Here is a 24,930-nt window from a genome sequence, read left to right on the forward strand (position 1 = left end):
TGAACAGTGGACCATCACAGTGTGGGCAATACGCTACACCACGAGTTTTGTATTCCTGTTCACCTGGAACATTCATCTCTCTCCAGCGTGCACCGGTAGACAGAATGACTGTTTTAGATTCAAGTTTGGCACCATTCTCTAAAGTCACTTCTACCAGACCATTGGCTGTGCGATCTGCACCTTTGATGTCAGACACGCGTTGCAGGTTCATGATATCAACACCGTATTCACGAACGTGTGCTTCCATCTCCGCAGCAAATTTCGGACCTTGAGTTTTTTGCACTGACGTATAGTTTTCGATGTCCATGGTATCCATCACCTGACCGCCCATACGTTCAGCCACGATGCCAGTTTTGATGCCTTTACGTGCTGCATAGATCGCTGCAGTATTCCCTGCAGGTCCACCACCAATCACCAACACATCAAATGCGTCTTTGGCATTGAGTTTTTCCACGTCTTTGGCTGCGGCATTGGTATCCAATTTGGCAATGATTTCTTCCAGTGTCATACGACCCTGACCGATATGTTCATTGTCCTGGAAGACCATTGGTACGGCCATGATTTTGCGTTCTTCCACTTCGTCCTGAAAGAAAGCACCATCGATCATGGTTGCTGTTGTACCCGGGTTATAGATGGCAATCAGGTTCAATGCCTGAACGACATCCGGACAGTTATGACAGCTGAGTGATACGAATACATCAAAGTCAGATTTGATCCCCAAACCTTTAATTGATTCCAGAACTTCGGCAGAGACTTTTGGTGCATAGCCTGAAGTTTGTAACAATGCCAGAATCAGGGAAGTAAACTCATGACCCATCGGCAAGCCTGCAAAGAACACACGAGGCTGTTCACCGGCTTTTGCCACACCAAAGCTTGGTGCACGTTTGTTGGTACCGTCAAAACGGGCAGTCACTAGATCAGAAAGCTGGGCGATTTCCTCAACCAGTTCTTTGATTTTGGCTGATTTGTCAGAGCCATCCAGAGTTGCCACTAATTCAATCGGGCCTTCCAAACGTTCAAGTAGTGTTTTTAATTGAGCTAAAGTATTTTGATCTAACATTGCTAACGTCTCCAAAGGAGTAAGAATTCATTCGATAAGTAGATACTAAGCTAAATCGATAAATAGATAAAACAGTTTGTTTTTATGAATTTGATCGGTTTTGCAAATGTATTGAAAAATTCATGATTAATTTCAAGCTTATATATGAGTGCTTAGCATGAATTTTCAAGTAGTTTAAAGTGTGATTGGTCTTTTTCAGTTAAGATTGGAATTCTGCATTTGAGAGTTGAACGATGGAATTACAACGCGGTATTTATCAACATTATAAGGGCAAGCTTTATCAGGTTCTGCATGTGGCAACGCATAGTGAAACGGAGGAAAAGCTGGTGGTTTATCAATGCCTTTATGGTGACTATTCGATTTGGGTTCGACCGCTATCCATGTTTACGGAAAGTATTAGTACCAGTGATGATCGTGAAGTAGAACGCTTTAAATTGGTTCAGGCACTTTAATCAATCCATAAAAAAATTATTTAGATCACCTCAGAGAAGAGCAATGAATCAATTACAACATTTTGAAAGTTTTATGCAGGAACTGTATAAGACCTTTCATGCGCATGATCTTCAACAAACTGAACGTCTGCAACGTTATCGAAATATTGAGCCTGAATCAGGCCGATTTTTATCATTACTCATTCGTGTCCAGCAATCCAAACGTATTCTGGAAATCGGGACTTCTACGGGTTATTCCACTTTATGGCTGGCCGAAGCTGCTTGGCAGACTCAAGCGACGATTACAACATTAGAAATAGATGCAGAAAGAGTTAATCAAGCCAAGCAGTATGCAAGTCAGCTAGGCTTAAAGGATTTGATTGGTTTTAAAGTGACAGATGCATTGCATTATCTACACGCTGAGCAGGACGTATTTGATTTTATATTGTTAGATGCGGAACGTGATGCTTATGTGGATTATTGGACCCATTTGGCCCGATTACTCAAGCCAAAAGGTGGAGTATTACTGGTGGATAATGTGATTTCACATGCTGCGGAAGTAGAAGAATTTATTCAGCTCATCCAGCAGGATTCAGGTTTTATCATGAGTACGTTGCCGATTGGAGCTGGCTTACTCATGGTGACTTATCGTTAAGCAGAAATTAGTTAAATTAAAACAGGCAAACCCGGTCGAAATGTAAGTTGTATTCAAGATATTTCTGTACAAAGGCCATTTTATCTTGTCGTCTTAACAGGTTGTCATAAACAAATTCGGGAACAGGATGGTAGAGTTCTATATCGCCATTGCTATAAATGATTTTCAGGTGGCGGCTAGAAGGACTATAAGCCCATGAGATCACGGTTAGCAGTTTTTGCATACGTTTTCCTCCACTGAATATTATTATCTTATGTCTTGAACTTATGCCAACTGACATTGAAGATGTATAACTGAATTGTAAGCATAAGTAGGGGATTGTTATGAAGAGGATGCAATATGCATGCCTGATTTTTATATGATCTTTAAAGTGAAAAATAAAGATTTAATAGGATGGCTTTAGATACAAGAAAAGGGAAAATAAAACGTTTGGCCAATAGAGCAATCAAATAAACGTTCAAATAAAAAACCACGCTAAAAGCGTGGTTTTTTTGAATCAGTTCAATCTAATGCAGATTAGATTTTACCAACTAGGTCGATTGAAGGAGCAAGAGTTGCGTCGCCTTCTTTCCATTTAGCTGGGCAAACTTCGCCTGGGTGAGCGTGTACGTATTGAGCTGCTTTAACTTTACGAAGAAGTTCTTGAGCATCACGACCGATACCGCCAGCGTTGATTTCAACGATTTGGATTTTACCTTCTGGATCGATCACGAAAGTACCACGGTCAGCAAGGCCGTCAGCTTCGATTAGTACGTCGAAGTTTTTAGCAAGAGTCCAAGTAGGATCGCCAACCATTACGTATTGGATTTTTTTGATTTCTTCAGAAGAATCGTGCCAAGCTTTGTGAGTGAAGTGAGTGTCAGTAGAAACTGAGTAGATTTCAACGCCTAATTTTTTGAATTCTTCGTAGTTGTCAGCAAGGTCGCCAAGTTCAGTTGGGCAAACGAAAGTGAAGTCAGCTGGGTAGAAGAATACTACAGACCATTTACCTTTAAGGTCAGCTTCTGTTACTTCGATGAATTTACCATTTTGGAACGCAGTTGTTTTGAACGGTTTAACTTCAGTATTAATTAAGCTCATCATTGTCTCCATGATTGAGGTTTGTATTTAATTTCCGATAGGGTACAGAAATTATTTTTCTTGCTGAAACAGTATTTTTACATAACATACATCGGAAAAACCGAATTAAGCTAAAAATAAAACACCATCAGCACAAACAGCATTGCTCTTGATATAAATGATTCAACCGTAGAATGGTGAATACATCATGACAAGACTCACCCCGATTTAATGCCTCTTCAGACATGATGCCGCAAGCAGTAAAATTCAAGGGCAAAAATTAAAAAATTATAAAAATATTCAAAATGGCCGTTCTTTCGCTTAGGGGCAATACAGCGTAAAATAGCTGCCTATTGTCTTTTTTTATATCAGGTGTTTTCTCAGTGCAGAGTCCTTTAAATGTAGATCAGCTCGTTATGGCGCGTGACCGTCATCGTTTAAATCGACTCCAAAAAGGTAAAGATGCCAACCAAAAGCAATATCAAGAATTATTTGAAAAATCGCATGCCAAAGTCATGCAGCGTATCGAACGCATTCCCAATATCAAGCTGAATCAGGATCTGCCTGTTACCCAGTATGCAGACAAGCTGATTGAAGCGATCCAGCAACATCAGGTCATTATTGTGGCTGGTGAAACCGGTTCCGGTAAAACTACGCAATTACCACAAATCGCCATGCTGGCAGGTCGAGGCCTGACTGGTCTGATTGGCCATACCCAGCCACGTCGTCTAGCTGCGCGTAGCGTCTCACAGCGTATTGCAGAAGAAGTTGGCGAGAAACTGGGTGAATCAATTTCCTTTAAAGTCCGTTTTAATGAACAGGGCTCACAGGATTCGATCGTCCGTTTGATGACGGATGGTATTTTATTGGCAGAGTTGGCCAATGACCGGTTCCTGACCAAATACGACACCATCATTATTGATGAAGCCCATGAACGCTCGCTGAATATCGATTTCATCATGGGTTATCTCAAGCAGCTGTTGCCGCGTCGTAAAGATTTAAAAGTGATCATTACCTCGGCAACGCTGGACGTAAACCGTTTTAGTAACTACTTCAATGGTGCGCCGATCTATGAAGTGGAAGGACGTAGCTATCCGGTAGAAGTGCGTTATCGTCCAATTTCTGAAATGAGCATTGTCGGCAGTGATGACGACGAATTTGATGATTTTGAAGAAAATCTGCCACGCGCAGTGGTTGCAGCAGTAGAAGAATGTTTTCAGGATGCACAGGAAAAAGGTCATCCGGAACATGCTGATATCCTGATTTTTGCCAGTACCGAACAGGAAATTCGTGAACTGCAGGAAACCTTGATCAAGCATGGTCCACGCCATACTGAAGTACTTCCTTTGTATGCGCGTCTGGCACTGGCTGAACAGCAAAAAATCTTTAATCCATCGGGCGGCGGTCGACGGATTATTATCGCCACCAACGTAGCAGAAACAGCATTAACTGTTCCGAATATTCGTTATGTGATTGATAGCGGTTTTGCCCGTATTTCCCGTTATAACTATCGTTCACGGGTGCAGCGTTTACCGATCGAAGCGGTTTCTCAAGCTGCTGCCAATCAGCGTAAAGGCCGTTGTGGCCGTATTGCGCCAGGCGTCTGTGTTCGTCTGTACAGTGAAGAGGACTTTTTAAGTCGTCCTGAATTTACCGAACCTGAGATTAAACGGACCAATCTGGCATCCGTTATTTTACAGATGCAAAGTCTGGGCCTAGGTTCACTGGAAGATTTTGATTTCATTGAGCCACCAGATCACCGCCTGGTCAATGATGGTCGCAAGCTCTTGATTGAGCTTGGGGCAATGACAGAGAAAAATCTCCCTAAAGTTGCCGACGAAAAGCAGTCGGGAACTTCTTCCCCCTTTAATAAAGGGGGAACACAAGGGGGATTAACCAAGATCGGTCAGCAAATGGCAAAAATGCCAATTGATCCACGTCTGGCGCGAATGATTCTTGGCGGTGCCCATTTTGGTGCACTGAATGAAGCTTTGGTGATTGTCGCGGCGCTGGCAGTACAAGACCCACGTGAACGTCCTGCGGATAAGCAGATGCAGGCTGATCAGAAACATGCCTTGTTCCGTGAAGCAGATTCAGATTTCCTGTTTTATATCAAGCTCTGGGATACCCTGCATAATAACTGTGAAAGTATGAGCGAAAACAAACGTCGTACTTTTGCACGGAATCATTTCCTGAGCTGGTTACGTCTGCGTGAATGGAAGAAAACTCATGAGCAGCTGGTGGATCTGGCTAAAGGCTTAAAACTGTCCTTTAATGAAAAGAAAGCCAGTTATGAAAATCTGCATCGCGCTTTATTGACTGGCTTACTGTCTTTTATTGCCAACAAGACTGATGAACGTAATGTGTTTATGGCAGTTCGTCAGCAGAAAGCACGAATTTTCCCGGCATCAACGCTGCACAAAACCAATACCCCATGGGTGATGGCTTTTGAAATGGTTGAAACCTCGCAGGTGTATTTACGGACTCTAGCGAAAATTGAGCCGGAATGGATTCTGCTAGCTGCGCGTGACTTGCTGAAACATCACTATTTTGAGCCGCACTGGTCGAAAAAAGCGGGTGTAGTCAATGCCTATGATCAGATTTCGTTATTCGGCCTGATCATCGAGCCGAAGCGTCCGGTCAATTATGAGAAAGTGGATCAGCCTGCTGCGCATGAAATCTTCCTGCGTGATGCACTGACCACTGGAAATCTCGGTATTAATCCCCCATTCCTGAAGCATAATTTGCTGAAACTGGAAGAAGTGGAACGGGTAGAAGACAAGCTACGCCGTCGTGACTTGGTCGTGGATGAAGAAACCATTTACCAGTTTTATGCCTCCAAAGTGCCGCCAGAAGTGGCGAGTCGCCGTAGTTTTGAAGACTGGCGTGCCACGGTAGAGCCACATGATCCACGTTATCTGTTTATTGATGATGATGCGCTGTGGCTGAATGATCGTCCAACCACACAACAGTTTCCGGATTATTTACGTAATGGTGAATTGCGTCTGGCGACCAGTTACCGTTTTGACCCAAGTCATGATGAAGATGGTGCAACGGTTAAAATCCCGCTGCAGGCTTTGCCGCAGGTCGATGAAAATATCTGGTCATGGGGGGTTCCAGGCTGGCGTCTGGAACTGATCGAAGCTTTATTAAAGACTTTGCCTAAAGATAAACGCCGTAGTCTGGTGCCGATTCCAGATACTGCGAAAAAGCTAGCAGCCCGTATTGATGCGGTAAATTTACGTGAGCATATTTTCAGTTTTCTGGCTTTCCAGTTGCGTGGCGAGCAGATTACAGAAAAAGATTTTAGTCTGGATCGGGTTGAGCAATATCTCTTGCCTTTGATCAAGGTGATAGATGAAAAAGGTCACGTGATTGAACAAGGCCGTGATCTGGCCGAGCTAAAAGCCCGTTGCCGTACTGAAACTCATAGCCCGGTGAAACAGTTAAAAGGTGAATTTAAAACCTTCCCGGAAAACTTTGTCTTTGAAGCATCGCAGAAAGTGACGGGTGTAGTCGTTAAGCAATATCAGGCACTGGTTCCTACCAAAGACTTTGCTGCACTGGAACAGAAAGATGAATCTGGTGTCGTGATTCAGACCTTTAATGATCAGGCTGAAGCCGTCAAACAGCATCGTGAAGGGATCATTCGGCTGGTGCATATGCAGCTCGGAGATCTGGTGCGTCAGCTGAAAAAACAGATTTCCAAACCGCTGGCACTGGCATATTCACCGCTTGGCGATAAGGCCCAACTGGAGCAAATGTTAGTTTATGCCACACTCCACCTGTCAATTAATGAGCTGCCTGTCAATATGCAAGAGTTCCAAAAGTTGGTAGAGGATGTAAAAAAATCTTTCCTGACTCATGGCCAGACTGCACTGAAAGAAATCACGGATATTTATATCCAGTGGCAGGAAATTCGTCGTAAATTACTGGTTTTAGACCCATCTATATTTGGAAAAAATATTGATGATATTGAGGATCAGCTTGATTTGATGAGTCTTTCTGACTTCGTTTATCGGAAACCTTCCGACGTATGGTCAGAATTTCCACGTTATTTGAAAGCCCTGATCTTGCGTTTAGAGCGCTTGCCAAATAACCTACAGAGGGATGATTCCGCCATTGACCAAATTGATCCGTGGATGGAAAAATTATTTAAGTTTAAAAATGACGCTCGCCTTAAAGAATTGTATTTTATGGTTGAGGAGTTAAGGATCTCATTGTTTTCTCAACCGATGAAAACGAAAACACCCATTTCTCCAACTCGCCTGCAAAAAGTATGGGAACGTCTTGGAATCAGTTAAGATATAGGTCATTTTGAGAAGGAGTTTTACATGGGCATCCGTATTACGGGTACTGGCTTGTTCCATCCGGAAGATGTCATTACCAATGAAGAGTTAGTTGAAAGTTTAAATGCTTATGTGGAACTGTATAATCACGAAAATGCAGATAAAATCGCTGCAGGCGAATTAGATGCGCGTCGTGGTTCTAGCGCAGAATTTATTGAAAAAGCGTCAGGCGTACAACGCCGTTATGTGTCAGAAAAAACTGGCATCCTCGATCCAAAACGTTTACGTCCAAATCTACGTGAACGTTCAGATGATGAAATTTCCCTTCAGGCAGAATGGGGCGTGATCGCAGCAAAACAGGCGATGGAAAATGCTGGTGTCACTGCTGAAGATATCGATGTTGTGATCCTGTCATGTTCAAATCTGCAACGTGCTTATCCTGCGGTTGCGATTGAAATCCAGACTGCTCTGGGTATTCAAGGTTATGCGTATGACATGAACGTCGCATGTTCAGCAGCAACTTTTGGTTTAAAACAGGCTGCCGATGCCATCAAAGCAGGTGCACGTCGTGTATTGCTGGTAAATGTCGAAATTACCTCTGCACATACCGATTTCCGTTCACGTGACTGTCACTTTATTTTTGGTGATGTCGCAACTGCATCGATCATTGAAGATACTGAAACTAAAACCGGTTTCGAGATTCTGGATACATCATTATTTACCCAGTTCTCAAACAATATCCGTAATAACTTCGGCTTCCTGAATACGTCTGAAAATGCGGATATCGACGACAAACGTTTCCGTCAGGATGGTCGTAAAGTATTTAAAGAAGTGTGTCCACTGGTTGCAAAAATGATTACTGCTCAACTTGAGAAAAATCATATTGCACCTACAGATGTAAAACGCTTCTGGTTGCACCAAGCCAATGCCAGCATGAATGAACTGATTCTAAAACTGGTAGTGGGTAAAGAAAATGCCAAACCAGGTCTGGTACCCATCATTCTGAATGAGTTTGCCAATACTTCTTCAGCAGGTGTCATCATTGCCTTACATCGTACTGCAAATGAAGTTGAAGACGGCGAATATGGCGTACTGTGTTCATTTGGTGCAGGCTATTCAGTGGGTTCAATCCTGGTACAAAAACGCGTGGCGTAAGCCGGGAGTATATTTTGCAGGTCAAGCATGACGCAGCATGGATCAGGCGCTTAAGTGCCTTATCCAAACTGTATTTCACGCCTACTTTTTTAGGGGCTGAAAATATTGATGCCAGTCGACCTGCAATGTATGTCGGTAATCATTCTATGTATGGCATCTTTGATGCGCCAATGTTGATTGATTACCTGTACAACCAACATCAAGTGGCTGTGGTCAGTATTGCTGATCATAGCCATTTTTATGTGCCGCTATGGCGTGAAGCAGTGAAGAAATTTGGTGCTATTGATGGCATACAGGACTATGTCCGCTCGGCCATGCAGCAAGGCTACTCGATTCTGGTCTTTCCGGGGGGTGGCCGTGAAGTGCTGAAACGGGAAGGTGAGCAGTATCAGCTGATTTGGAAAGAGCGTTATGGCTTCCTTAAGCTGGCTCAAGAGTTTCAATACGATATAGTCCCTTTTGCTGCACTCGGCGGTGATGAAATCTATGAGATTGGATTTGATGCCAATAAGATCATTCAACATAAGTATTTTCAAAAATTATTAAAAATTCCCCAACTCAATAAATTATTACGTCATGGTGACGTGATTCCTTCCTTACCTAAAAATCTGTTTCCCAAACGCTTGCCTTTTTATTTTCAGTTTATGCCGCGGCAGCCAATTCATCATGTGCAGCACGAGAATGATCTGATTGATTTTCGTGAGTATTTACAACACAAGATCTATCAGGGGCTAGAACTGTTGGCTGACAGACGTCGGCAAGATGAAGTCTAGGTCTTTTCATCATTCCTGCTTTGCTTTACATTGAGATCGAATCGTCTAAAAAATCACCATGCTTCAATTTCTGTAATAGAAAGGAAAAAGCGATTTTAAAGGATTGAAATTCAGTAGGTCTGTAACTCAATAGGGTTAAAACGAAGGGGGAAATATGGAACAGGAGGGTTTGTTACTGCCATTCAGACAGCTCGCTGAACAATGCCTCAGTATTTTTCCTGAGTTAAATCAGCTGTATCTGGATCAAATGGCGCTTATTGGTCATGTGAATGCCCAGAATTTGTTCAGGATTCATCAGGATGAGCATCGAATTGATCTGCTTAATGGCTTATTAAATATACAGCTATATACACCTCAAGATTTAAATCTGGAAAGTCCCCATGCCTTAGCAGAAATGCAGATTGATTCCAGGTTGGCTAAAGCAGAGGCTTTGGAAGAGTTTTTTTTTCAGGATATTTACTTTCTGACTGGCGATTTAAAGCCCCAGCATTCCCTGTTTTTACGTGATAAAGCCAAACAGCTCCGTCAACTTATTATTGATCAAGTCTATATATGGGTTAATGCGCCTGAACGAGTTGCTAATTGCTTAAAGCAGATGTCGCCTGTGCAGGCTGAAATCATCGACTCCTTTATGATTAAGGCTGAAGTTTATACTCAGCCTTGTATCAGTAATTGTCTTCAAAGTGGGCATGAGATTCCTGCGCATGTCTTAAAACAGCTACAGCAAATCTTTTCCTTGCAACATTTGCAGTCAGATGAGTTTCTATCGATTCAGTCAGTGATGGACAGTCTGGATGCATTCTGTTTCAGTGCGCCCGAGTTTCTGCACCCAGCGACTTTCCGGATTATCTCCTTATCCTTTGAAAACCGGTTCAATTTGCATGAGCTGAATGACCATATTGACGATATCCGTTTGCTGTATCGGCATGCCGAAGAGCAAAGTCATCTACTGGGCTTTGTACGGCTGATGAATCGTGATAGCTGGCATCGGAGTGATCTGCTATCCAAACGCAATTTTCTGGAAAATAATCCTTATTTATGGCAGAAAAAAGTCGCCAAACTTCCTTTATTTGACTGTCATCGGGTAGTGAACTGGTTATTTAAACAGCCTGCGGAAATTTTGGATTGGCTGAGCAGCAATATTCAACATAGCAGTGTGCGGGTGGCGGCAACAGCTTTAAGCTTTATCGATACGCATCATGTTCATCCGCAGATTGTTTTAGCTACCTTGCAATATTTTCAATATATCGCAGCACGTCTGTTTATTGATGATGTTCATCAATATGCTCTTCAGCATTGCTGGTTTGAGCATGAGCTGAATCGAACAGTTGTTCTCAAAGGGACGCGTCAGGCTATTGAGGATCATCGTATTGCGATTAGTCCATCGATTTTATATCTGGATGAATGGATCGGATTATTGCGGGATGTAGTGGCAATGGATGATCAGATAACTAAAAGGGTCTATGCCAACTTAAGCCGAGTGATGCAAGCTTATATGCAGCATCTGTATAAGATTACCTGTGATTTGCCTGAGGATGTGTTGGCTTATATTCGGCCTCAAACTCAGCAAGACCGTAATTTTTATAACGTGCTACAACGTAACCAGATTCCATTTGTAGAGTTCAGGAAGCGTTTTTATTTACACGCCCGGCATGTGCGGGAATCCTGTTTTGACGGTTATATCCGCGATTATCTGCCGGAGTATTTTTCTACTCAAACAGAAGTGCCTAAGAATTTAAGCTGGACCAGTTTATTTATGCAGGCAGTTGCCTGGCATGAGCAGATTCAGAAGCAGGAAATTATTGCCAAGCTCAAAAAAGACTTTGCTTTAGCCAGCTGGAGGCCGCTGACACAGGCACATTTTCTACTGTATTTTAATTGGCGTTTTGAGGAGTTGAAAACACTAGAGCGGATTATTGAAGAGGCCAGAATATTCCGGAACTGTCTGGCTGCAAGTTATGCACAGCGTATAGTCGAAGGTGAATATGTGGCTTTTCGCATGTCACATCCTGCAATCAAATTACCTCTGATTTTAGGCTGTCAGTTGCAGAATGACCAAGTCATCTTTGACCAGCTTGAGTATCCAAATAATCAAAAAGCGGAAGTTGAATATATCAATATTGCCCAGCATTTTATTAACTGGTTAAACCTGCAGGCTTGACCGGATTCAGTGCTTTTCTATCCGTGAAGCTTAACTTTTCCGGCAAAAATCGTTAGGCTATAGCCGTTCTTTTACGGTATCTCTTTTATGAAACAGGAAACTGCACTTAAGCTCTTAAAAGCAGGGGAAAATGTCTTTTTAACCGGTTCTGCGGGTGCAGGGAAAACTTATACGCTCAATCAATATATCAATTATCTGAAAGCCCGTAAGGTGTCGGTCGCGATTACTGCATCGACTGGTATTGCAGCAACGCATATGAATGGCATGACCATACATACCTGGGCAGGAATTGGGATCAAAGACTTTTTGTCTGAAGAAGACCTGAAGCGGATGAAAGAGCGCAAATACCTGAAAGAACACTTGGAAAATGCTCAAGTCCTGATCATTGATGAAATTTCTATGCTGCATGCCAAGCAGCTCAATCTGGTCAATCAGGTACTGAAATATTTCAAGGAAAGTGATGAAGCTTTCGGTGGGATTCAGGTCATTGTCGCAGGGGACTTTTTCCAGTTGCCGCCCGTTGGAAAAAATGATGAACGTAACCGCGATAAATTCTGCTTTATGTCGGATGCCTGGGTTGAAGCCAAGTTTCGGGTTTGTTATCTGACCGAGCAGCATCGTCAGGGTAATGACTACCTGAATGATATTCTGAATGCCATTCGTGCGCAGGCCATTTCACCTGAACATCGTTCAGCACTACAGGCCACACGTCAGCAGAATATTGGCGATAACTATACACGTCTCTATACCCACAATATGGATGTAGACAGCATTAACTTTAAGCATCTGAATGAAATTGATCAGGATCCACGCCAGTTTGATGCGCAATGTGATGGCAATGAAAAACTGATAGAAACCTTAAAGTCTTCAGTCCGTGCACCCGAAGCCTTAACCCTGAAAAAACATGCCAAGGTCATGTTCGTGAAAAATAACTTTGATATGGGCTATATCAACGGCAGTCTGGGTGAAGTGATCGGCTTTGAAGATGATGATGAGCATGGCGTTTTGCCAAAGGTCAAACTGACAGACGGAACTACCCTGATTGTAGAACCTGAAACCTGGTCAGTGGATAATGAAGCAGGCAAAACCATTGCCAGTTTCCAGCAGATTCCACTACGTCTGGCTTGGGCGATTACCATTCATAAGTCTCAAGGCATGACACTAGAAGCTGCTGAAATTGATCTAAGCCATACTTTTGAAAAAGGTCAAGGTTATGTAGCACTTTCGCGTTTAAAAAGTTTAAATGGTCTACGCTTGAAAGGCTTTAATGAACAGGCTCTGGAACTGGATGGTCTTGCCATTAAGGCTGATCGCCGTTTTCAGGAACTGTCAGATGAAGCAGAAGCGAATTTTGAAAATGTAGATTTGACTGTACAGCATAAGGCCTTTATCCGTCATTGTGGTGGCACTTTGAACGAAGTCGAGATCCAGCGCAATGAGAAGAAAATTGCCAAAAATGGTGGTAAGCAAAACTACGCGACTGCAACCTTGGATGAAACCCGTGAATTGTTTGAAGAAGGTTATGAGATTTCCGATATTGCAACTGAACGTGGCTTGACACCTGCCACTATCATTAACCATCTGGGGCGTTTGCATAAGGAGCAAGGGCTGGATATCTCAGTGGCTCATCCGGGTGAAGAAGTCGTTGAGCAAGTCCGCAAGATTTATAAACGTCTAACCAAACGTCAAAACTCAGATCATTTTAATGATGATGGCAGTATTAAATTACGTCCGATCGTGGAACTGACCAGTCCGCGTATGGGTTATGATCAGGTGCGTTTGGCTTTGCTGTTTGTGGAATAAAATTTGGGTTTTTAAATTTTAGTATTTAACGTGAGCTTTTACTTTTGAAAGATCAAAAGTAACAAAAATCTTTTGTTGGATTGAAGGTACATCCTGTACCTCAATCCAACGAGCGACATCCATGTCGCTGATCATGTGATTTAATACTTTGCAGTTCATAATTTTAGAATATTAATTTTTAAGAATATTGCACAATCATGGTTAAAGGCTTATTGCGTTCCAATCAATAACGATAAAATCCCGGCTGCAATTAATGGCCCGACAGGGACACCACGAAGTACCGCGACACCTGCGACTGTACCAATTAATAGACCTGCAACGACATCAGGCTGACTCGACATCAGTTTCACCCCACGTCCACCAAGCCAGGCAACAAATAGACCGATTGCAATTGCTAGTAAAGATTTCCAGCTTAGGAAAGATTTAAGAATACTTTCACCGGGAATTTTCCCGCTAGCAATCGGAGCCAATACGCCAATGGTTAAAATAATGATCCCGATATTTAGGCCATGTTGCTGTACATAAGGTAAGAGTTCATTGAGAGGCGTGATTTTTAATACGATCAACACGGCCGCAGCAATAGTCACAGCAGTATTATGACTAAAAATACCGCAAGCCAGTAGAACTAGAAGAACAAGCAGATTCAAATCAAGTTGGGACATGAGGAGATAAAAAAATGAAAAGTCACAGGATTATAGGCTTTTTAGCCATTTAAAGGGAGAATGCTCTACAAGAAATGAATCTGGCTAGTTTTCAGTATAGAATGCGCCTATCGTTCGTATAAACAGGTTCAGACAGATGCTATTGGAAAAAATGTTGCAATCACAAGGTTTCGGCTCACGAAAACATTGTCAGCAACTGATTAAAAATGGTGCTGTTTCGATTCAGGGCGAACTCATCGATAACCCCAAGCATAAGCTGAATCTGCAAGATCTGACCTTTAGCGTCTATGGTCATGAATATCGCTATCGGGAAAAAGTATATATTGCGCTCAATAAGCCTCAAGATTATGAGTGTTCACATCAGGCTACCCATCATTTCAGTGTATTTGATCTGTTTGATGACACCTTGTTAAACCGTGGAATTCAATGTGTAGGTCGTCTCGATCAAGATACAACTGGACTGTTATTGCTGACCGATGATGGTCAGTTTCTACAAGCATTGACGCATCCCAAAAAACATGTGGCGAAAGTTTATCAGATGACTACTGCCGATCCCGTGACAGATGAACAGATTCAACAGCTTGAACAGGGTGTGGAATTGAGAAATGAAAAAGGCACCTTTGCTGCTACAGATATTGTTCGTCTGGATGACAATCGTCTGCAAATGACGATTCATCAAGGGGTTTATCATCAGGTGAAACGTATGCTGGCAGCTGTTGGCAATAAAGTGGAACAGCTGCATCGTGCCCAGATTGGTGCGTTGGCCTTGAATGAACTGGCAATAGGGGAATGGACCTATCTGGACGCAGAACAACTGGCACAGGCAAAATTCCGTACCGAATAAAGTCTGGGATCTATTTCAGGAAACAATGGAAAGTCACGAATTCATTGTCCTGAATAAATCCAAGTGACTCATAAAGTTTATGTGACTGATAATTGGTTTTTTGCGTTTCCAGGCTGATTCGAAGCGCATTTTCATGTCGGGCAAATAAAATAGCAGTATCAATCAGTTGCTTGGCTGCACCATGCCGGCGATAAGGCGGGCTAATATAGACATCGTCCAGCACATAATAGGTAGAACATGCGACTGAGGAAAATCTTAAATACAGCAGAATAAATCCGGTAAAAATATCATCCTTGGTGTTGATAAAAATGACAGTTTGACCATCTTCAAAACGCTGTTTCAAAAATTCGTAAGATAAATCCAGATTGGAAGAAGTACCATAAAATTGACGGTACTCATCAAATAAAACGGCCAGGTTAGGTAGATCTTCTGACTGGGCACGTCGCACGATCATCGGCTTACTCCATGTTAATTTTATTATTTATCATTAACATCAAGCATAGCGAAGTTTGAAAGGAGAGAAACTTAAGAATTGTTCGTAAATGCAACAATGTTAAATTTTGTCGCTTTCACCTAAAATAGCATTCAGTTCTTCAAATAAATCAAAATGATCATCATCCAGATTCATTTCCTGATGATCTGCTGGAATCGCTGTAGTACTTGGACTTGAAGTTTGTTCTGACTTTAGTTCACTCTGTTTCTGCTTGCGTAACTTGATCAACTGTTCCAGGTTGATATTCTGATTTTCAATCGAGAAGGGGATTGATTTGGTTAGAACCACCTGTTTAAAAAAAAGACGAACTGCCTGAGCCGGCGTAATCCCCAATTGTTTAAATACTGCAAATGCCTGTTTCTTTTCTTGGGAATCCAGGCGAATTTGATAAACTTCAGTTTTTCTCATAATATTTTCAAAGCTTTAAATTACTTAACTTTTCGCCTTATTCTAATCGATAACTTCGGGATTTCAATCCTCAAGTTGCCGTTTTTAGAAAATAATCTGTAATGACAAGAGATTTACAGTGTCAATTCAAGTTTAGAGCTAAATTGCATCTGCTTTTGGGTAACTGGATCCGTAAACTGAATGTGTTTGGCCAGTAGCTGTAACGGTGCAGAAAAATCATCATCCGCCTTATGGGAAACCTGCGGATAAAAAGGATCATTCTGGATCGGAATCCCCAAATGACTTAAGTGTACCCTTAACTGATGCTGCTTTCCTGTATGTGGTTTTAGCTCATATTTGCCCCATTGCTGATCATGTTGCAGCAATTGAATTTCGGTTTCGCTATTAGGTTCTCCTTCTACCACCTGCATGGTATAAAAGGGCTGGCCTTTCTCCATTTTCAACTTTGTGATGAGCGGAAAACTTAAATCATCACGATAAGCCGCAATCGCATGATAGGTTTTCTGTACCTGCCGAGTCGCAAACATTTGCTGATAAACGCCACGCGATTGCACACATTTTGAAATCAGCACCACACCTGCCGTTTCACGATCCAATCGATGAATCGGAGTAAGATGTTCATTTCCAGTTTGCTGTTTTAGGCGTACCAGCAAGGTTTCCTGTACATATTGTCCAGTAGGACTCATGGTTAGAAAATGCGGTTTATCCACCACCAGCAGATGCTCATTTTCAAACAGAATATGATGCTGAAAAGGAACATGCACTTCGTGTGCCAAAAAACGATAATAAAAACAATGAGTATTCGCTTGAAAAGAACTTTCGATGGTTAAGGCTTTGCCCTGAGCATCATAAACCAGACCATTATCGAAACGGGATTGCCATTCGCTCGACTCAATATGGGGAAATTGCGCGCACAGATAGGCATAGACTGTCTTGGGTGAATCAGCTGTCGCTTGCAGGAATACTTTACTTGCCGTAACCCCATTCAGCATGGGTGGGCTAAATTCAACAGTCGAAGTCATCACAACGTGGATCTATCTCTTGTTTGGAACGGATGCTGTGAAAAAATACAGTTTCTCACAGAGGTGAATAGGCTTTTAAAGCGTTGCGATGCTATCATAATTATTCTTTTTCATCATGTCGTGAGTAATATGCCCTATTCATTTAATTTCACTTTAAAACATGAAGATGACACCCAAAATCTGGCCAAAGTTCTGGCAAATAATTTTTCTTCGGGCGTTATATATCTGATTGGTGACTTGGGTGCGGGGAAAACCACGCTGACGCGTTATTACTTACAACAACTCGGTCATAAAGGCTCAGTAAAAAGTCCGACTTATACGCTGGTGGAACCGTATCAGGTGAATGGTCAGGATATCTTTCATTTTGATTTATATCGTCTCAATGACCCTTATGAACTTGAATTGATGGGAATCCGGGATTATTTAGAAACTCCCAATGCGCTATTTCTATTTGAATGGCCTTCTAAGGGGGGTGATGAAATCCCGCAAGCCGATTTAATTATTGAAATTTTAAAATCAGAAGATGAGCTGACCCGTACTGCAAGTCTGATTTCTTCTAATCTGGCATTACAGCAAGCTTTGGAGCGTGAATTCCCAAATGGTTGATGATTTAAGCATACGCCGTATCCGTGCACTTGATCCTGCGCTGGCGAACCAGATTGCCGCAGGTGAGGTGATTGAACGTCCTGCATCTGTGGTCAAGGAGTTGCTGGAAAACTCGATTGATGCAGGTGCGACCGAGCTGATCATCCGGGTGGAACAGGGCGGCAGTACGCTGATTGAAATCATTGATAATGGCCGAGGCATTCATTATGAGGATTTGCCACTAGCCGTGATGCGTCACGCGACCAGTAAGATTCAAACGGCTGAAGAGCTGCATGCGATTACCAGTTTGGGCTTTCGTGGTGAGGCGTTGGCCTCGATTGCTGCAGTGTCACGCCTGACTTTAACCAGTAGCCAGAATGAAGATGGCATTGGCTATCAGGTCGAAGTGAACGGTACGGCTTTTGATCATCAGGATATTCAACCGGTCGCAGCATCCAAAGGAACTCAGATCCGGGTGCAGGATTTATTCTTCAATGTCCCGGCGCGGCGCAAATTCCTGAAAAAGCCCGGCACTGAATTTGGACATATCGAAGAAATTGTTCGCCGTATGGCTTTAACGCATTTTGATATTCGCTTTGTATTGGAACATAACCAAACGATCAAGCTGAATTTGCCGGTTGCAGATAGTGGAGCTTTGCGTTTTCAACGTGTGCAACAATTACTTGGCCGTCAGTTTACTGAAAATGCTTACTGGATTGATGCAGACAGTATCAATATGCGTTTATCAGGCTGGCTCGGACATCCTTCGGATGCACGGGCTCAAGCCGATTTGCAGTATGTCTATGTGAATGGCCGGATCGTTAAAGATAAGACTATTTCGCACGCTTTGCGTATGGCTTATGATGGTATCCTGCATGGCCATCAGCATGCCGCTTATTTACTGTTTCTGGAAATCGATCCAGAAAGCATCGATGTCAATGTGCATCCAACCAAACATGAAATTCGTTTTCTGAACCAGCGTGAAGTACATGAATTTGTACGACATTATGCCAAGGAAACCCTAGCACAATTCCAGACTGCGAGCGCTGATCTGGCTGAGGCGATGAAACCTGAGTCTGAAGCTGTTGCGATAACACCTCAGCCGCGCTATCAAGAGCAGTTTAGCCTGCATCAGTCCGTAGCCACTCAACCGGTTATTCCAGTCACATCTCCGTATCGTCAGCATGAAGAAGAAGCTTCTGATGTGTTAACGGATTTCGAGTCATCAGGTCCACAAACTGTGCATTATGCGCAGGATTATAATAAGTCATATTCGGGTTCACAGCAGCTGAATAATGCCTTGAAAAGTTATCTCGCGCCTTTAAGAGAAACTGAACCGGAAACCAATACTTCAGCATCGGATGCATTGCAGTCACATTTACACAGTAAAGTGGATGAGCATCCTTTGGGGATTGCGATCGCCCAGCTGCATGGTATTTATATACTAGCGCAAAATACCGAAGGCTTAATCATCGTAGATATGCATGCGGCGCATGAGCGTATTCTGCTGCAACAGATGAAAATGGCTTGGGATAAACCGGAATTCTGGATATCCCAGCAATTGCTGATTCCTAAAGTGGTGAGCATTAGTCGTATGCAAGCCATGCGTGTTGACGAGCTTAAAGATCAACTTGCTCGTTTAGGTCTGGAAATTGACCAGTATGGTGATGAACAGGTCATTGTACGGGGTGTACCGGCCATTTTGCATAAAGCTGATTTTGATGCCTTGATCCCTGAATTACTGAATGATCTGGATCCGAATGATCAGGGGCAAGGGTTAATGCAGAAACGGGATCAGATTCTTGCGGGCATGGCCTGTCATGGTGCGGTACGTGCGCATCGCATGTTGAGTCTGTCAGAAATGAACGCTTTGCTGCGCCAGATGGAACAAACTGAATTTGCGAGCCAATGTAATCATGGTCGTCCAACCTGGCGAGCATTTCCATTGTCTCAACTTGATAAACTTTTCGCTCGAGGAGAGTAGCCTTACATGTCCAATCAACTGCCGGTCATCAATTTAATGGGACCAACTGCAAGCGGTAAAACTGCTTTGGCATGTGAACTATACGAGCAAGGTCATTTTGAGCTGATTTCTGTCGATTCTGCGCTAGTTTATCGGGAAATGGACATTGGTACAGCGAAACCTTCTAAAGAGGAATTAGAGCGCTATCCGCATCATCTGATTGATATTATTAGCCCGCTCGAAGTCTATTCTGCAGCAAACTTTGTCGAAGATGCTTGCCGTCTGATTGATGATATTCATGCGCGTGGTAAAACACCAATTTTGGTGGGTGGCACCATGCTGTATTTTAAGGCCTTACTTGAAGGCTTATCTGACAATTTGCCAAGTGCAGATTACGCAGTACGTGCCCAGATCGAAGAGAAAGCCGCTCGTGAAGGGTGGGAAGCGGTGTATGCTGAATTATGTCAGGTAGATCCCTTAGCAGGCCAGAAATTTAAAGTCAGTGATAAACAGAGAATTATCCGTGCATTAGAGGTTTTTAAGCTAACAGGTGAGCCGATTACAAAACTACAAGCAGAACAACCAAAAAATTTACCATATCGTTACAATTTCCATAATTATGCCTTAATGCCCGATCGGTTAGAATTGCACAAACGTATTGAAAAACGTCTTGAAATTATGTGGAAAAACGGATTTTTAAATGAAGTTAAAGGATTAATGGGAAAATACGATTTTGACGAAAATTTACCCTCAATGCGTTCAGTAGGTTACCGCCAAGCCATAGAATTCTTAAAAAAAGGTGACCTAAGTCATGAAAAACAACGGGAAATGGAGGATAAGGCTTTATTTGCGACACGACAACTTGCCAAACGTCAATATACCTGGTTGAGATCTTTGCAAGAAAAGCATAAATTTACAACATATTTTACGCTCGAGCAGGCCCAAGAAGACTTGCGAAACTGTCACGGATAAAGCAAAATTTGAGTACTATCTTTTTTATAATTTTTAATTGAAAAATAGAGATAGTTTTTTGCGCTGATTTTTAAATTTTTGGAGTTATAACATGTCTAAAGGTCAAACTTTACAAGATCCATTCTTGAATTCTCTCCGTAAGGAACGTATTCCAGTTTCTATCTTCCTGGTAAACGGTATCAAATTACAAGGTCACATCGAGTCTTTTGACCAATACGTTGTATTATTAAAAAATACAGTAAGCCAAATGGTTTACAAACACGCGATTTCTACAGTAGTACCTGCACGTAACCCTCGTCCAGCTGGTGCTCCTGCTGGTTCACAAGGTGCGGGCTTCGGTGGTCAAGGTGGCGCGGGTGGCTTCGGTGGTCAAGGCGCTGCTGGTGGCTTCGGTGGTCAAGGTGGCTTCGGCGGTCAAGGCGCTGGCTTCGGTGGTCAAGGCTTCGGCGGTCAAGGTGGCTTCGGTAGTCAAGGTGGCTTCGGCGGTCAAGGTGGCTTCGGTGGTCAAGGTGCTGGCTTTGGTGGTCAAGGCGCTGGTTTCGGTGGTCAAGGCGCTGGTTTTGATAACGATTCAAAATTTGAAGATTCTTCTGACGACGAAAACAATCGTTAATCGGATCTGAAATAAAAAAGCCTCTTAATAAGAGGCTTTTTTATTGCTTAAAGAATTGAGCCATTAAAAAACCAGCATTATGCTGGCTTTCTTTTCTTAAATTAACGAGCGCGTTTAGGATCTAGCTGAGGATCTTTGATTTCTACATAGGCATTGCTACGGGTTTCACGTAACCAGCTATCTAGCTCAGCATCAAACTGGCGTTCACCCAGGATCTGGCGTGCCATACGTTCCTGATATTCCTGAGTCATATCTTGCTGACGTGTATCGGTCACTTGCAGGATATGCCAGCCAAATTGTGACTGGAACGGTTCACTAATCTGACCCACTGGCGTACTTTTCATACGCTGTTCAAATTCAGGTACCATGACACCTGGGCTGACCCAGCCTAAACTTCCGCCATCACGCGCTGAACCTGTGTCATTAGAGAAAGTAGACGCCAATACTGCAAAATCTTCACCTTGCTTAAGACGCGTATATAAGCTATCAATCATCTGTTTAGCATTTTCTGGGCTAACCACTTCTGATGTTTGAATCAGAATATGACGGGTCTGGTACTGAGGAACCAATGCTTTCTGCTCACCACCTTTACGCTCTAAAAGTTTCAGGACATGCACGCCATCTGCCGCAGGAATCAGTTCAGATGTTTGACCCGCTTGCAAAGTAGAAACACGTGCAGCGAGTTCGCCTGGGATTTCTGATAAATTTCGCACGCCCATATCAGACGCATCTACTTTAATATCGCCAGTTGAATATTTTTTGCTGATCGCCTGAATATCATTACTGCTGCTTAAATCATTTCTTACTTGTGCTGCAACCTGCTGTGCATTTTCTCCAGTTATACGTAAATGCAGAACATGTACCTGGCTGCCTAACAAAGCTTGACCTTGCGGTGTATTCAGGAAGTTTTTCACATCCTGATCACTGATTTGAATACGTGAATTTACGGCTTGCTGGCGTAAACGGCTAAGTGCTAAATCCTCAGCAATACGGTTACGTAAAGAGGCATACGTATTCGGCGCGATAGCATCCAGTTTTTGCTGAAAAGCTTCTAAGCTAGGGGAGCCTGAATCACGTGCTACTTTAAGCACTGCTTCATTTAAAGATTTTTCATCTGGGCGGATATTGTAGCGTTTGACCTGTTCCAGTTGAGCCTGACGTACAATTAACTGTTCAAGTGCTTGTTGTTCAAGATAAGGTTGCGGGGGAACAGGCTTGTTTTGCTTTTGCAATTGGTGAGAAATTTCAGCAACGCTTTGTGCCAGATCACTACGCAGAATAGCGCTATTGTCGACAACAGCTACAACTTCATCTTTAGGTTGGGCAACAGCAAAAGTCGTCATCGCTGAAGAAAGACATAGCGCAAGTGCGGTCGCTTTAAAAATTTGTTTTAACTGTTTTGTCTTCATTAACGTTCTGTCCAAGTTTGATTGATATTGTTAAAACCTAGAATACGATTTTCTAGTAATGAGGTTAGCTTGTTGCTCAACCCGCCAAGACCTTTAAGCGTTACTTCAGCCATTACTGCACGTTTCGCTTTCACATCTGGGTCATTGATATCGTCTAGGTCATTGTAGTATGAGCGGCCATAGACAGATACTCCCCAACAGCATGACTCATAGTTTACGCCAAGTAAATATTCACGTGCGACACTATTATCCAGGTCAAATTGCGCATGGCCGACCAGACGCCAGTTATTGGCAATGGGCTGGATAAATGAGCCAACCACCTGATCATAACTTTCCTGGCGGTTTGGAATATCTTTACGATAGAAATAGCCTACGTTATACAGATTGCCCTGATCGCCCGTATAATAAACCTGTACATCACGCTGGGCATTGGAGCCATTCGACATCCAGCTAGAATTCAGGTTGACATGCACGTTTTTGTTTAACTGACTTTTAAGCTGAATAACTGGTCCAGTATGGCTTTCACGGTCAAATTCATCTGCTTCACGATCTAATGTGACACGGCGATCTTCAAAGAAGAAACTTTGTCCCACACTGGCGCGTAATCGCTCTAAACCTTCTTCATTAAATAAACTGTAACTAAGACCTAAAGAAGCGAAGTTATTGTCTTCTAAGCGGTCATTACCATAGAAGCGGCGTGCACTAAATAATTGGTCATAATTAATTGAGGCTACGACAGAGTCGAAGTTTGGCTGATTGCGCTGATTTTCATACGGTGAATAAGCGTAAAACAGGCGAGGCGTCAAGGTCTGTAAATAGCGACCATCTTTTTCAAAAATTAAACCGGTGTCCAGCGTAAATTGTGGCACTACGATAGAATGATTTTCACTTGATGAGCTGGTTTGATTATTATTAATACGATCAATAGTATCTTGATCATAGAAAGTATTGATATTGCGTAATGTTGCCTGAGGAATGAAGAATGACCAAGGGGTAAAGTGATTATAGCGTACCGAGAAATCATTATAGATGCGTGTACCACTTGGTTGATAGATGGCTTCATCACCGGTATCAATATTTTCGATATTTCTGATGTCTTTCTGGAAATAAGCTGTATCGTTATTAAATTCGTATTGTAAACCCAGTGGGTTACCGGTCTTATAATTCACCAAAAGCTGCGGCAAACGCGCATAAGGGCGGTCTTCATCCAGAACGGCAGGATCAAGCGTCTGGAAATCTTCAACTTTAAATTGAGCTTTTAAGCCGGGGATACCATTTTTATAATTAACTTCCCAAGCACGGCGCAAGTTCAGGTCTGTTTTTGAATCTGGGTTATTATCCAGATCGGCAAAAAAGTCCTTGTCTGATGCGTAATTATATTCAAGATTTGTTAAGAACTGATCGTTGATTTGCCAGTTATGCAGGAAGTGCAGGTCTTTACGGTCTTTATTGCTATAACTTTCATCAGATGGCAGGTAGCCACCCCAAATCCGGCCTTCACCATAGTTTTCTGTTAGATAACGAAACTCGCCATCCAGCATCGCACCACGGTCACTAATATAACGTGGCGTAATGGTCGCATCATATTGTGGTGCCAAATTGAGATAAACCGGCACACCTAATTCCAGGCCGCCATCATTGGTAAATCCGAAAGTTGGCGTCAGAATCCCAGTGGTACGGCGATCATCGATTGGGAAGTTAAAATAAGGAACAGCGAGTACCGGAACATCTTTCACATAGAGCTTGGTATTACGGGTTTCACCGCGACCGGTTTCCTGATTCAGCTTGATTTGATCTGCCTGAATTTTCCAGGTCGGTTTCTGTTCAGGTGGACAGGTGGAATAGGTGGCATTTTCCAGTTCAAGCGTATCGTCAGAGGTTTTGGCAATCTTTTCAGCACGACCATGCGCATGCTGTTCTTCGGCAATGAAGAAACTGTTGTTTAAGTCACCTTGCTGGGTTTTCAGGTTGTAATTGATATCATCGCTTTGCGAAATCAAGCCACCTTGAGCCAATTGGACTTGACCTTCTGCCTTAGCATAAGTTTGAGTCTGATCAATCGTCACGCGTTCCGCACGAATCTGGCGACCTTCCTGATCAATGACCACATTGCCTTCTAAGTAGGAATCACCGGCCGGATTATAATGACCATAGTCTGCAGTAATGGTTGAAGTTGCCTGTTCAGGGTCAATCGTCGGTGCATCAGGTGCAATAGGAGTGACCCAGGCACCTTCACAATAGGCTGAACTGAGATATTTACCTTGACGCTGCTGTGCTTCTGGTGAAGATTTATCCACATAATATTGTGAGAAGAATGCTTCACCGGGATAGGTCTCATTAATGCGCTGTTTGAGTTGTTCCGCATTTACATTGGATGAGTCATTTGATGCAGCATAGCTTGAGACCGAGCTACTACATAAAAGGGTTAAGATCGCAGTCGCTAGAGGGTTTATTTTAAAGTGATGCTTCATTTGTCTCATTAACCAATCATGCTTTTATCGCAATTAATTATTGTCGCATCATAGAGAAAAAGTTGATAAGTAGCTACACTTAGCACTTTAAAAACTCAGCCT

Annotated in this window: 21 protein-coding genes; 12 read left to right on the plus strand and 9 right to left on the minus strand. The window is 42.8% G+C overall.

Annotation, left to right across the window (positions count from 1 at the left end; translation table 11 throughout):
- The coding region (locus FTU03_RS06245; RefSeq protein ID WP_179992418.1) for an FAD-dependent oxidoreductase at window positions 1-1,060 on the minus strand (1,060 nt) is incomplete at its 3' end.
- A gap of 233 nt (window positions 1,061-1,293) precedes the next feature.
- Between FTU03_RS06245 and FTU03_RS06250 the strand changes: the two genes are divergently transcribed.
- Window positions 1,294-1,512: a DUF1653 domain-containing protein gene (locus FTU03_RS06250; RefSeq protein WP_125279047.1), complete on the plus strand. Its 219-nt coding sequence runs from the start codon at window positions 1,294-1,296 to the stop codon at window positions 1,510-1,512.
- Between the two features lie 43 nt (window positions 1,513-1,555).
- Entirely contained in the window at window positions 1,556-2,146 is a 591-nt protein-coding gene (locus FTU03_RS06255; protein WP_179992419.1) for an O-methyltransferase, read from the plus strand.
- A gap of 16 nt (window positions 2,147-2,162) precedes the next feature.
- Here FTU03_RS06255 and FTU03_RS06260 read toward each other — a convergent pair whose 3' ends face one another.
- Both FTU03_RS06260 and ahpC read right to left on the minus strand, forming a co-directional pair.
- Window positions 2,163-2,369 carry a KTSC domain-containing protein gene (locus FTU03_RS06260; protein ID WP_004784043.1) on the minus strand — a complete coding sequence of 69 codons (207 nt, stop codon included), beginning with the start codon at window positions 2,367-2,369 and terminating at the stop codon, window positions 2,163-2,165.
- 293 nt (window positions 2,370-2,662) lie between these two features.
- Window positions 2,663-3,226 (minus strand): alkyl hydroperoxide reductase subunit C, encoded by a 564-nt coding sequence (gene ahpC / locus FTU03_RS06265; protein ID WP_004784041.1) that lies wholly within the window; start codon window positions 3,224-3,226, stop codon window positions 2,663-2,665.
- 362 nt (window positions 3,227-3,588) lie between these two features.
- Between ahpC and hrpA the strand changes: the two genes are divergently transcribed.
- The 5 genes from hrpA (at window position 3,589) to FTU03_RS06290 (ending at window position 13,386) form a co-directional block, all read left to right on the plus strand.
- Window positions 3,589-7,509 (plus strand): ATP-dependent RNA helicase HrpA, encoded by a 3,921-nt coding sequence (gene hrpA / locus FTU03_RS06270; RefSeq protein WP_179992420.1) that lies wholly within the window; start codon window positions 3,589-3,591, stop codon window positions 7,507-7,509.
- Window positions 7,510-7,539: 30 nt separating this feature from the next.
- A complete protein-coding gene (locus FTU03_RS06275) occupies window positions 7,540-8,649 on the plus strand; it encodes a beta-ketoacyl-ACP synthase III (protein ID WP_004784039.1) in 1,110 nt (369 codons plus the stop codon).
- Between the two features lie 14 nt (window positions 8,650-8,663).
- Window positions 8,664-9,422 (plus strand): 1-acyl-sn-glycerol-3-phosphate acyltransferase, encoded by a 759-nt coding sequence (locus tag FTU03_RS06280; protein WP_179992421.1) that lies wholly within the window; start codon window positions 8,664-8,666, stop codon window positions 9,420-9,422.
- 154 nt (window positions 9,423-9,576) lie between these two features.
- On the plus strand, window positions 9,577-11,583 hold the full coding sequence (locus FTU03_RS06285) for a hypothetical protein (protein WP_179992422.1): 2,007 nt from the start codon (window positions 9,577-9,579) through the stop codon (window positions 11,581-11,583).
- 87 nt (window positions 11,584-11,670) lie between these two features.
- Window positions 11,671-13,386 (plus strand): AAA family ATPase, encoded by a 1,716-nt coding sequence (locus FTU03_RS06290; protein WP_179992423.1) that lies wholly within the window; start codon window positions 11,671-11,673, stop codon window positions 13,384-13,386.
- A gap of 209 nt (window positions 13,387-13,595) precedes the next feature.
- Here FTU03_RS06290 and FTU03_RS06295 read toward each other — a convergent pair whose 3' ends face one another.
- The gene (locus tag FTU03_RS06295; RefSeq protein WP_179992424.1) at window positions 13,596-14,048 is read right to left on the minus strand and encodes a DUF441 domain-containing protein; all 453 of its coding nucleotides are present in this window, start codon (window positions 14,046-14,048) and stop codon (window positions 13,596-13,598) included.
- Between the two features lie 136 nt (window positions 14,049-14,184).
- Here FTU03_RS06295 and FTU03_RS06300 point away from each other — a divergent pair, with 136 nt between their 5' ends.
- Window positions 14,185-14,892 (plus strand): pseudouridine synthase, encoded by a 708-nt coding sequence (locus FTU03_RS06300; protein WP_179992425.1) that lies wholly within the window; start codon window positions 14,185-14,187, stop codon window positions 14,890-14,892.
- A gap of 10 nt (window positions 14,893-14,902) precedes the next feature.
- Here FTU03_RS06300 and FTU03_RS06305 read toward each other — a convergent pair whose 3' ends face one another.
- The 3 genes from FTU03_RS06305 to FTU03_RS06315 form a co-directional block, all read right to left on the minus strand.
- A complete protein-coding gene (locus FTU03_RS06305; protein ID WP_004784033.1) occupies window positions 14,903-15,346 on the minus strand; it encodes a GNAT family N-acetyltransferase in 444 nt (147 codons plus the stop codon).
- A 99-nt stretch (window positions 15,347-15,445) separates the two neighbouring features.
- Window positions 15,446-15,793 carry a type II toxin-antitoxin system RelB/DinJ family antitoxin gene (locus FTU03_RS06310; RefSeq protein WP_179992426.1) on the minus strand — a complete coding sequence of 116 codons (348 nt, stop codon included), beginning with the start codon at window positions 15,791-15,793 and terminating at the stop codon, window positions 15,446-15,448.
- A gap of 113 nt (window positions 15,794-15,906) precedes the next feature.
- Window positions 15,907-16,815, minus strand: a complete 909-nt coding sequence (locus tag FTU03_RS06315) for an RluA family pseudouridine synthase (RefSeq protein ID WP_179992470.1) — start codon at window positions 16,813-16,815, stop codon at window positions 15,907-15,909.
- A gap of 129 nt (window positions 16,816-16,944) precedes the next feature.
- On the opposite strand from FTU03_RS06315, the gene tsaE reads away from it, so the two are divergent.
- The 4 genes from tsaE to hfq all read left to right on the plus strand — a co-directional run bounded on the left by tsaE (window position 16,945) and on the right by hfq (window position 20,948).
- A complete protein-coding gene (gene tsaE, locus FTU03_RS06320) occupies window positions 16,945-17,421 on the plus strand; it encodes a tRNA (adenosine(37)-N6)-threonylcarbamoyltransferase complex ATPase subunit type 1 TsaE (RefSeq protein WP_179992427.1) in 477 nt (158 codons plus the stop codon).
- On the plus strand, window positions 17,414-19,384 hold the full coding sequence (gene mutL / locus FTU03_RS06325) for a DNA mismatch repair endonuclease MutL (RefSeq protein WP_179992428.1): 1,971 nt from the start codon (window positions 17,414-17,416) through the stop codon (window positions 19,382-19,384). Before tsaE ends, mutL begins: the two co-directional genes overlap by 8 nt.
- Window positions 19,385-19,390: 6 nt before the next feature.
- Window positions 19,391-20,335 (plus strand): tRNA (adenosine(37)-N6)-dimethylallyltransferase MiaA, encoded by a 945-nt coding sequence (gene miaA / locus FTU03_RS06330; protein WP_179992429.1) that lies wholly within the window; start codon window positions 19,391-19,393, stop codon window positions 20,333-20,335.
- Between the two features lie 91 nt (window positions 20,336-20,426).
- Window positions 20,427-20,948, plus strand: a complete 522-nt coding sequence (gene hfq, locus FTU03_RS06335; RefSeq protein ID WP_125279037.1) for an RNA chaperone Hfq — start codon at window positions 20,427-20,429, stop codon at window positions 20,946-20,948.
- A gap of 101 nt (window positions 20,949-21,049) precedes the next feature.
- Here the strand turns inward: hfq and FTU03_RS06340 are convergent, their stop codons facing one another.
- The gene (locus FTU03_RS06340) at window positions 21,050-22,357 is read right to left on the minus strand and encodes a peptidylprolyl isomerase (RefSeq protein WP_004784026.1); all 1,308 of its coding nucleotides are present in this window, start codon (window positions 22,355-22,357) and stop codon (window positions 21,050-21,052) included.
- On the minus strand, window positions 22,357-24,828 hold the full coding sequence (gene lptC / locus FTU03_RS06345) for an LPS export ABC transporter periplasmic protein LptC (RefSeq protein WP_179992430.1): 2,472 nt from the start codon (window positions 24,826-24,828) through the stop codon (window positions 22,357-22,359). The genes FTU03_RS06340 and lptC overlap by 1 nt, the downstream gene beginning before the upstream one ends.
- Window positions 24,829-24,930 lie beyond the last annotated feature (102 nt).

It is taken from the genome of Acinetobacter sp. YH12046 (genome assembly GCF_013419905.1).
GTDB lineage: Bacteria > Pseudomonadota > Gammaproteobacteria > Pseudomonadales > Moraxellaceae > Acinetobacter.

Bases quoted from the DNA above. Each gene is read 5' to 3' on its own strand.
- tsaE (WP_179992427.1), top strand. From the start codon at position 16,945: ATGCCCTATTCATTTAATTTCACTTTAAAACATGAAGATGACACCCAA.
- FTU03_RS06295 (WP_179992424.1), bottom strand. From the start codon at position 14,048: ATGTCCCAACTTGATTTGAATCTGCTTGTTCTTCTAGTTCTACTGGCT.
- lptC (WP_179992430.1), bottom strand. From the start codon at position 24,828: ATGAAGCATCACTTTAAAATAAACCCTCTAGCGACTGCGATCTTAACC.
- FTU03_RS06260 (WP_004784043.1), bottom strand. From the start codon at position 2,369: ATGCAAAAACTGCTAACCGTGATCTCATGGGCTTATAGTCCTTCTAGC.
- FTU03_RS06315 (WP_179992470.1), bottom strand. From the start codon at position 16,815: ATGACTTCGACTGTTGAATTTAGCCCACCCATGCTGAATGGGGTTACG.
- hfq (WP_125279037.1), top strand. From the start codon at position 20,427: ATGTCTAAAGGTCAAACTTTACAAGATCCATTCTTGAATTCTCTCCGT.
- FTU03_RS06285 (WP_179992422.1), top strand. From the start codon at position 9,577: ATGGAACAGGAGGGTTTGTTACTGCCATTCAGACAGCTCGCTGAACAA.
- FTU03_RS06340 (WP_004784026.1), bottom strand. From the start codon at position 22,357: ATGAAGACAAAACAGTTAAAACAAATTTTTAAAGCGACCGCACTTGCG.
- miaA (WP_179992429.1), top strand. From the start codon at position 19,391: ATGTCCAATCAACTGCCGGTCATCAATTTAATGGGACCAACTGCAAGC.
- mutL (WP_179992428.1), top strand. From the start codon at position 17,414: ATGGTTGATGATTTAAGCATACGCCGTATCCGTGCACTTGATCCTGCG.
- FTU03_RS06300 (WP_179992425.1), top strand. From the start codon at position 14,185: ATGCTATTGGAAAAAATGTTGCAATCACAAGGTTTCGGCTCACGAAAA.
- FTU03_RS06310 (WP_179992426.1), bottom strand. From the start codon at position 15,793: ATGAGAAAAACTGAAGTTTATCAAATTCGCCTGGATTCCCAAGAAAAG.
- FTU03_RS06255 (WP_179992419.1), top strand. From the start codon at position 1,556: ATGAATCAATTACAACATTTTGAAAGTTTTATGCAGGAACTGTATAAG.
- FTU03_RS06275 (WP_004784039.1), top strand. From the start codon at position 7,540: ATGGGCATCCGTATTACGGGTACTGGCTTGTTCCATCCGGAAGATGTC.
- FTU03_RS06305 (WP_004784033.1), bottom strand. From the start codon at position 15,346: ATGATCGTGCGACGTGCCCAGTCAGAAGATCTACCTAACCTGGCCGTT.
- FTU03_RS06290 (WP_179992423.1), top strand. From the start codon at position 11,671: ATGAAACAGGAAACTGCACTTAAGCTCTTAAAAGCAGGGGAAAATGTC.
- FTU03_RS06250 (WP_125279047.1), top strand. From the start codon at position 1,294: ATGGAATTACAACGCGGTATTTATCAACATTATAAGGGCAAGCTTTAT.
- ahpC (WP_004784041.1), bottom strand. From the start codon at position 3,226: ATGAGCTTAATTAATACTGAAGTTAAACCGTTCAAAACAACTGCGTTC.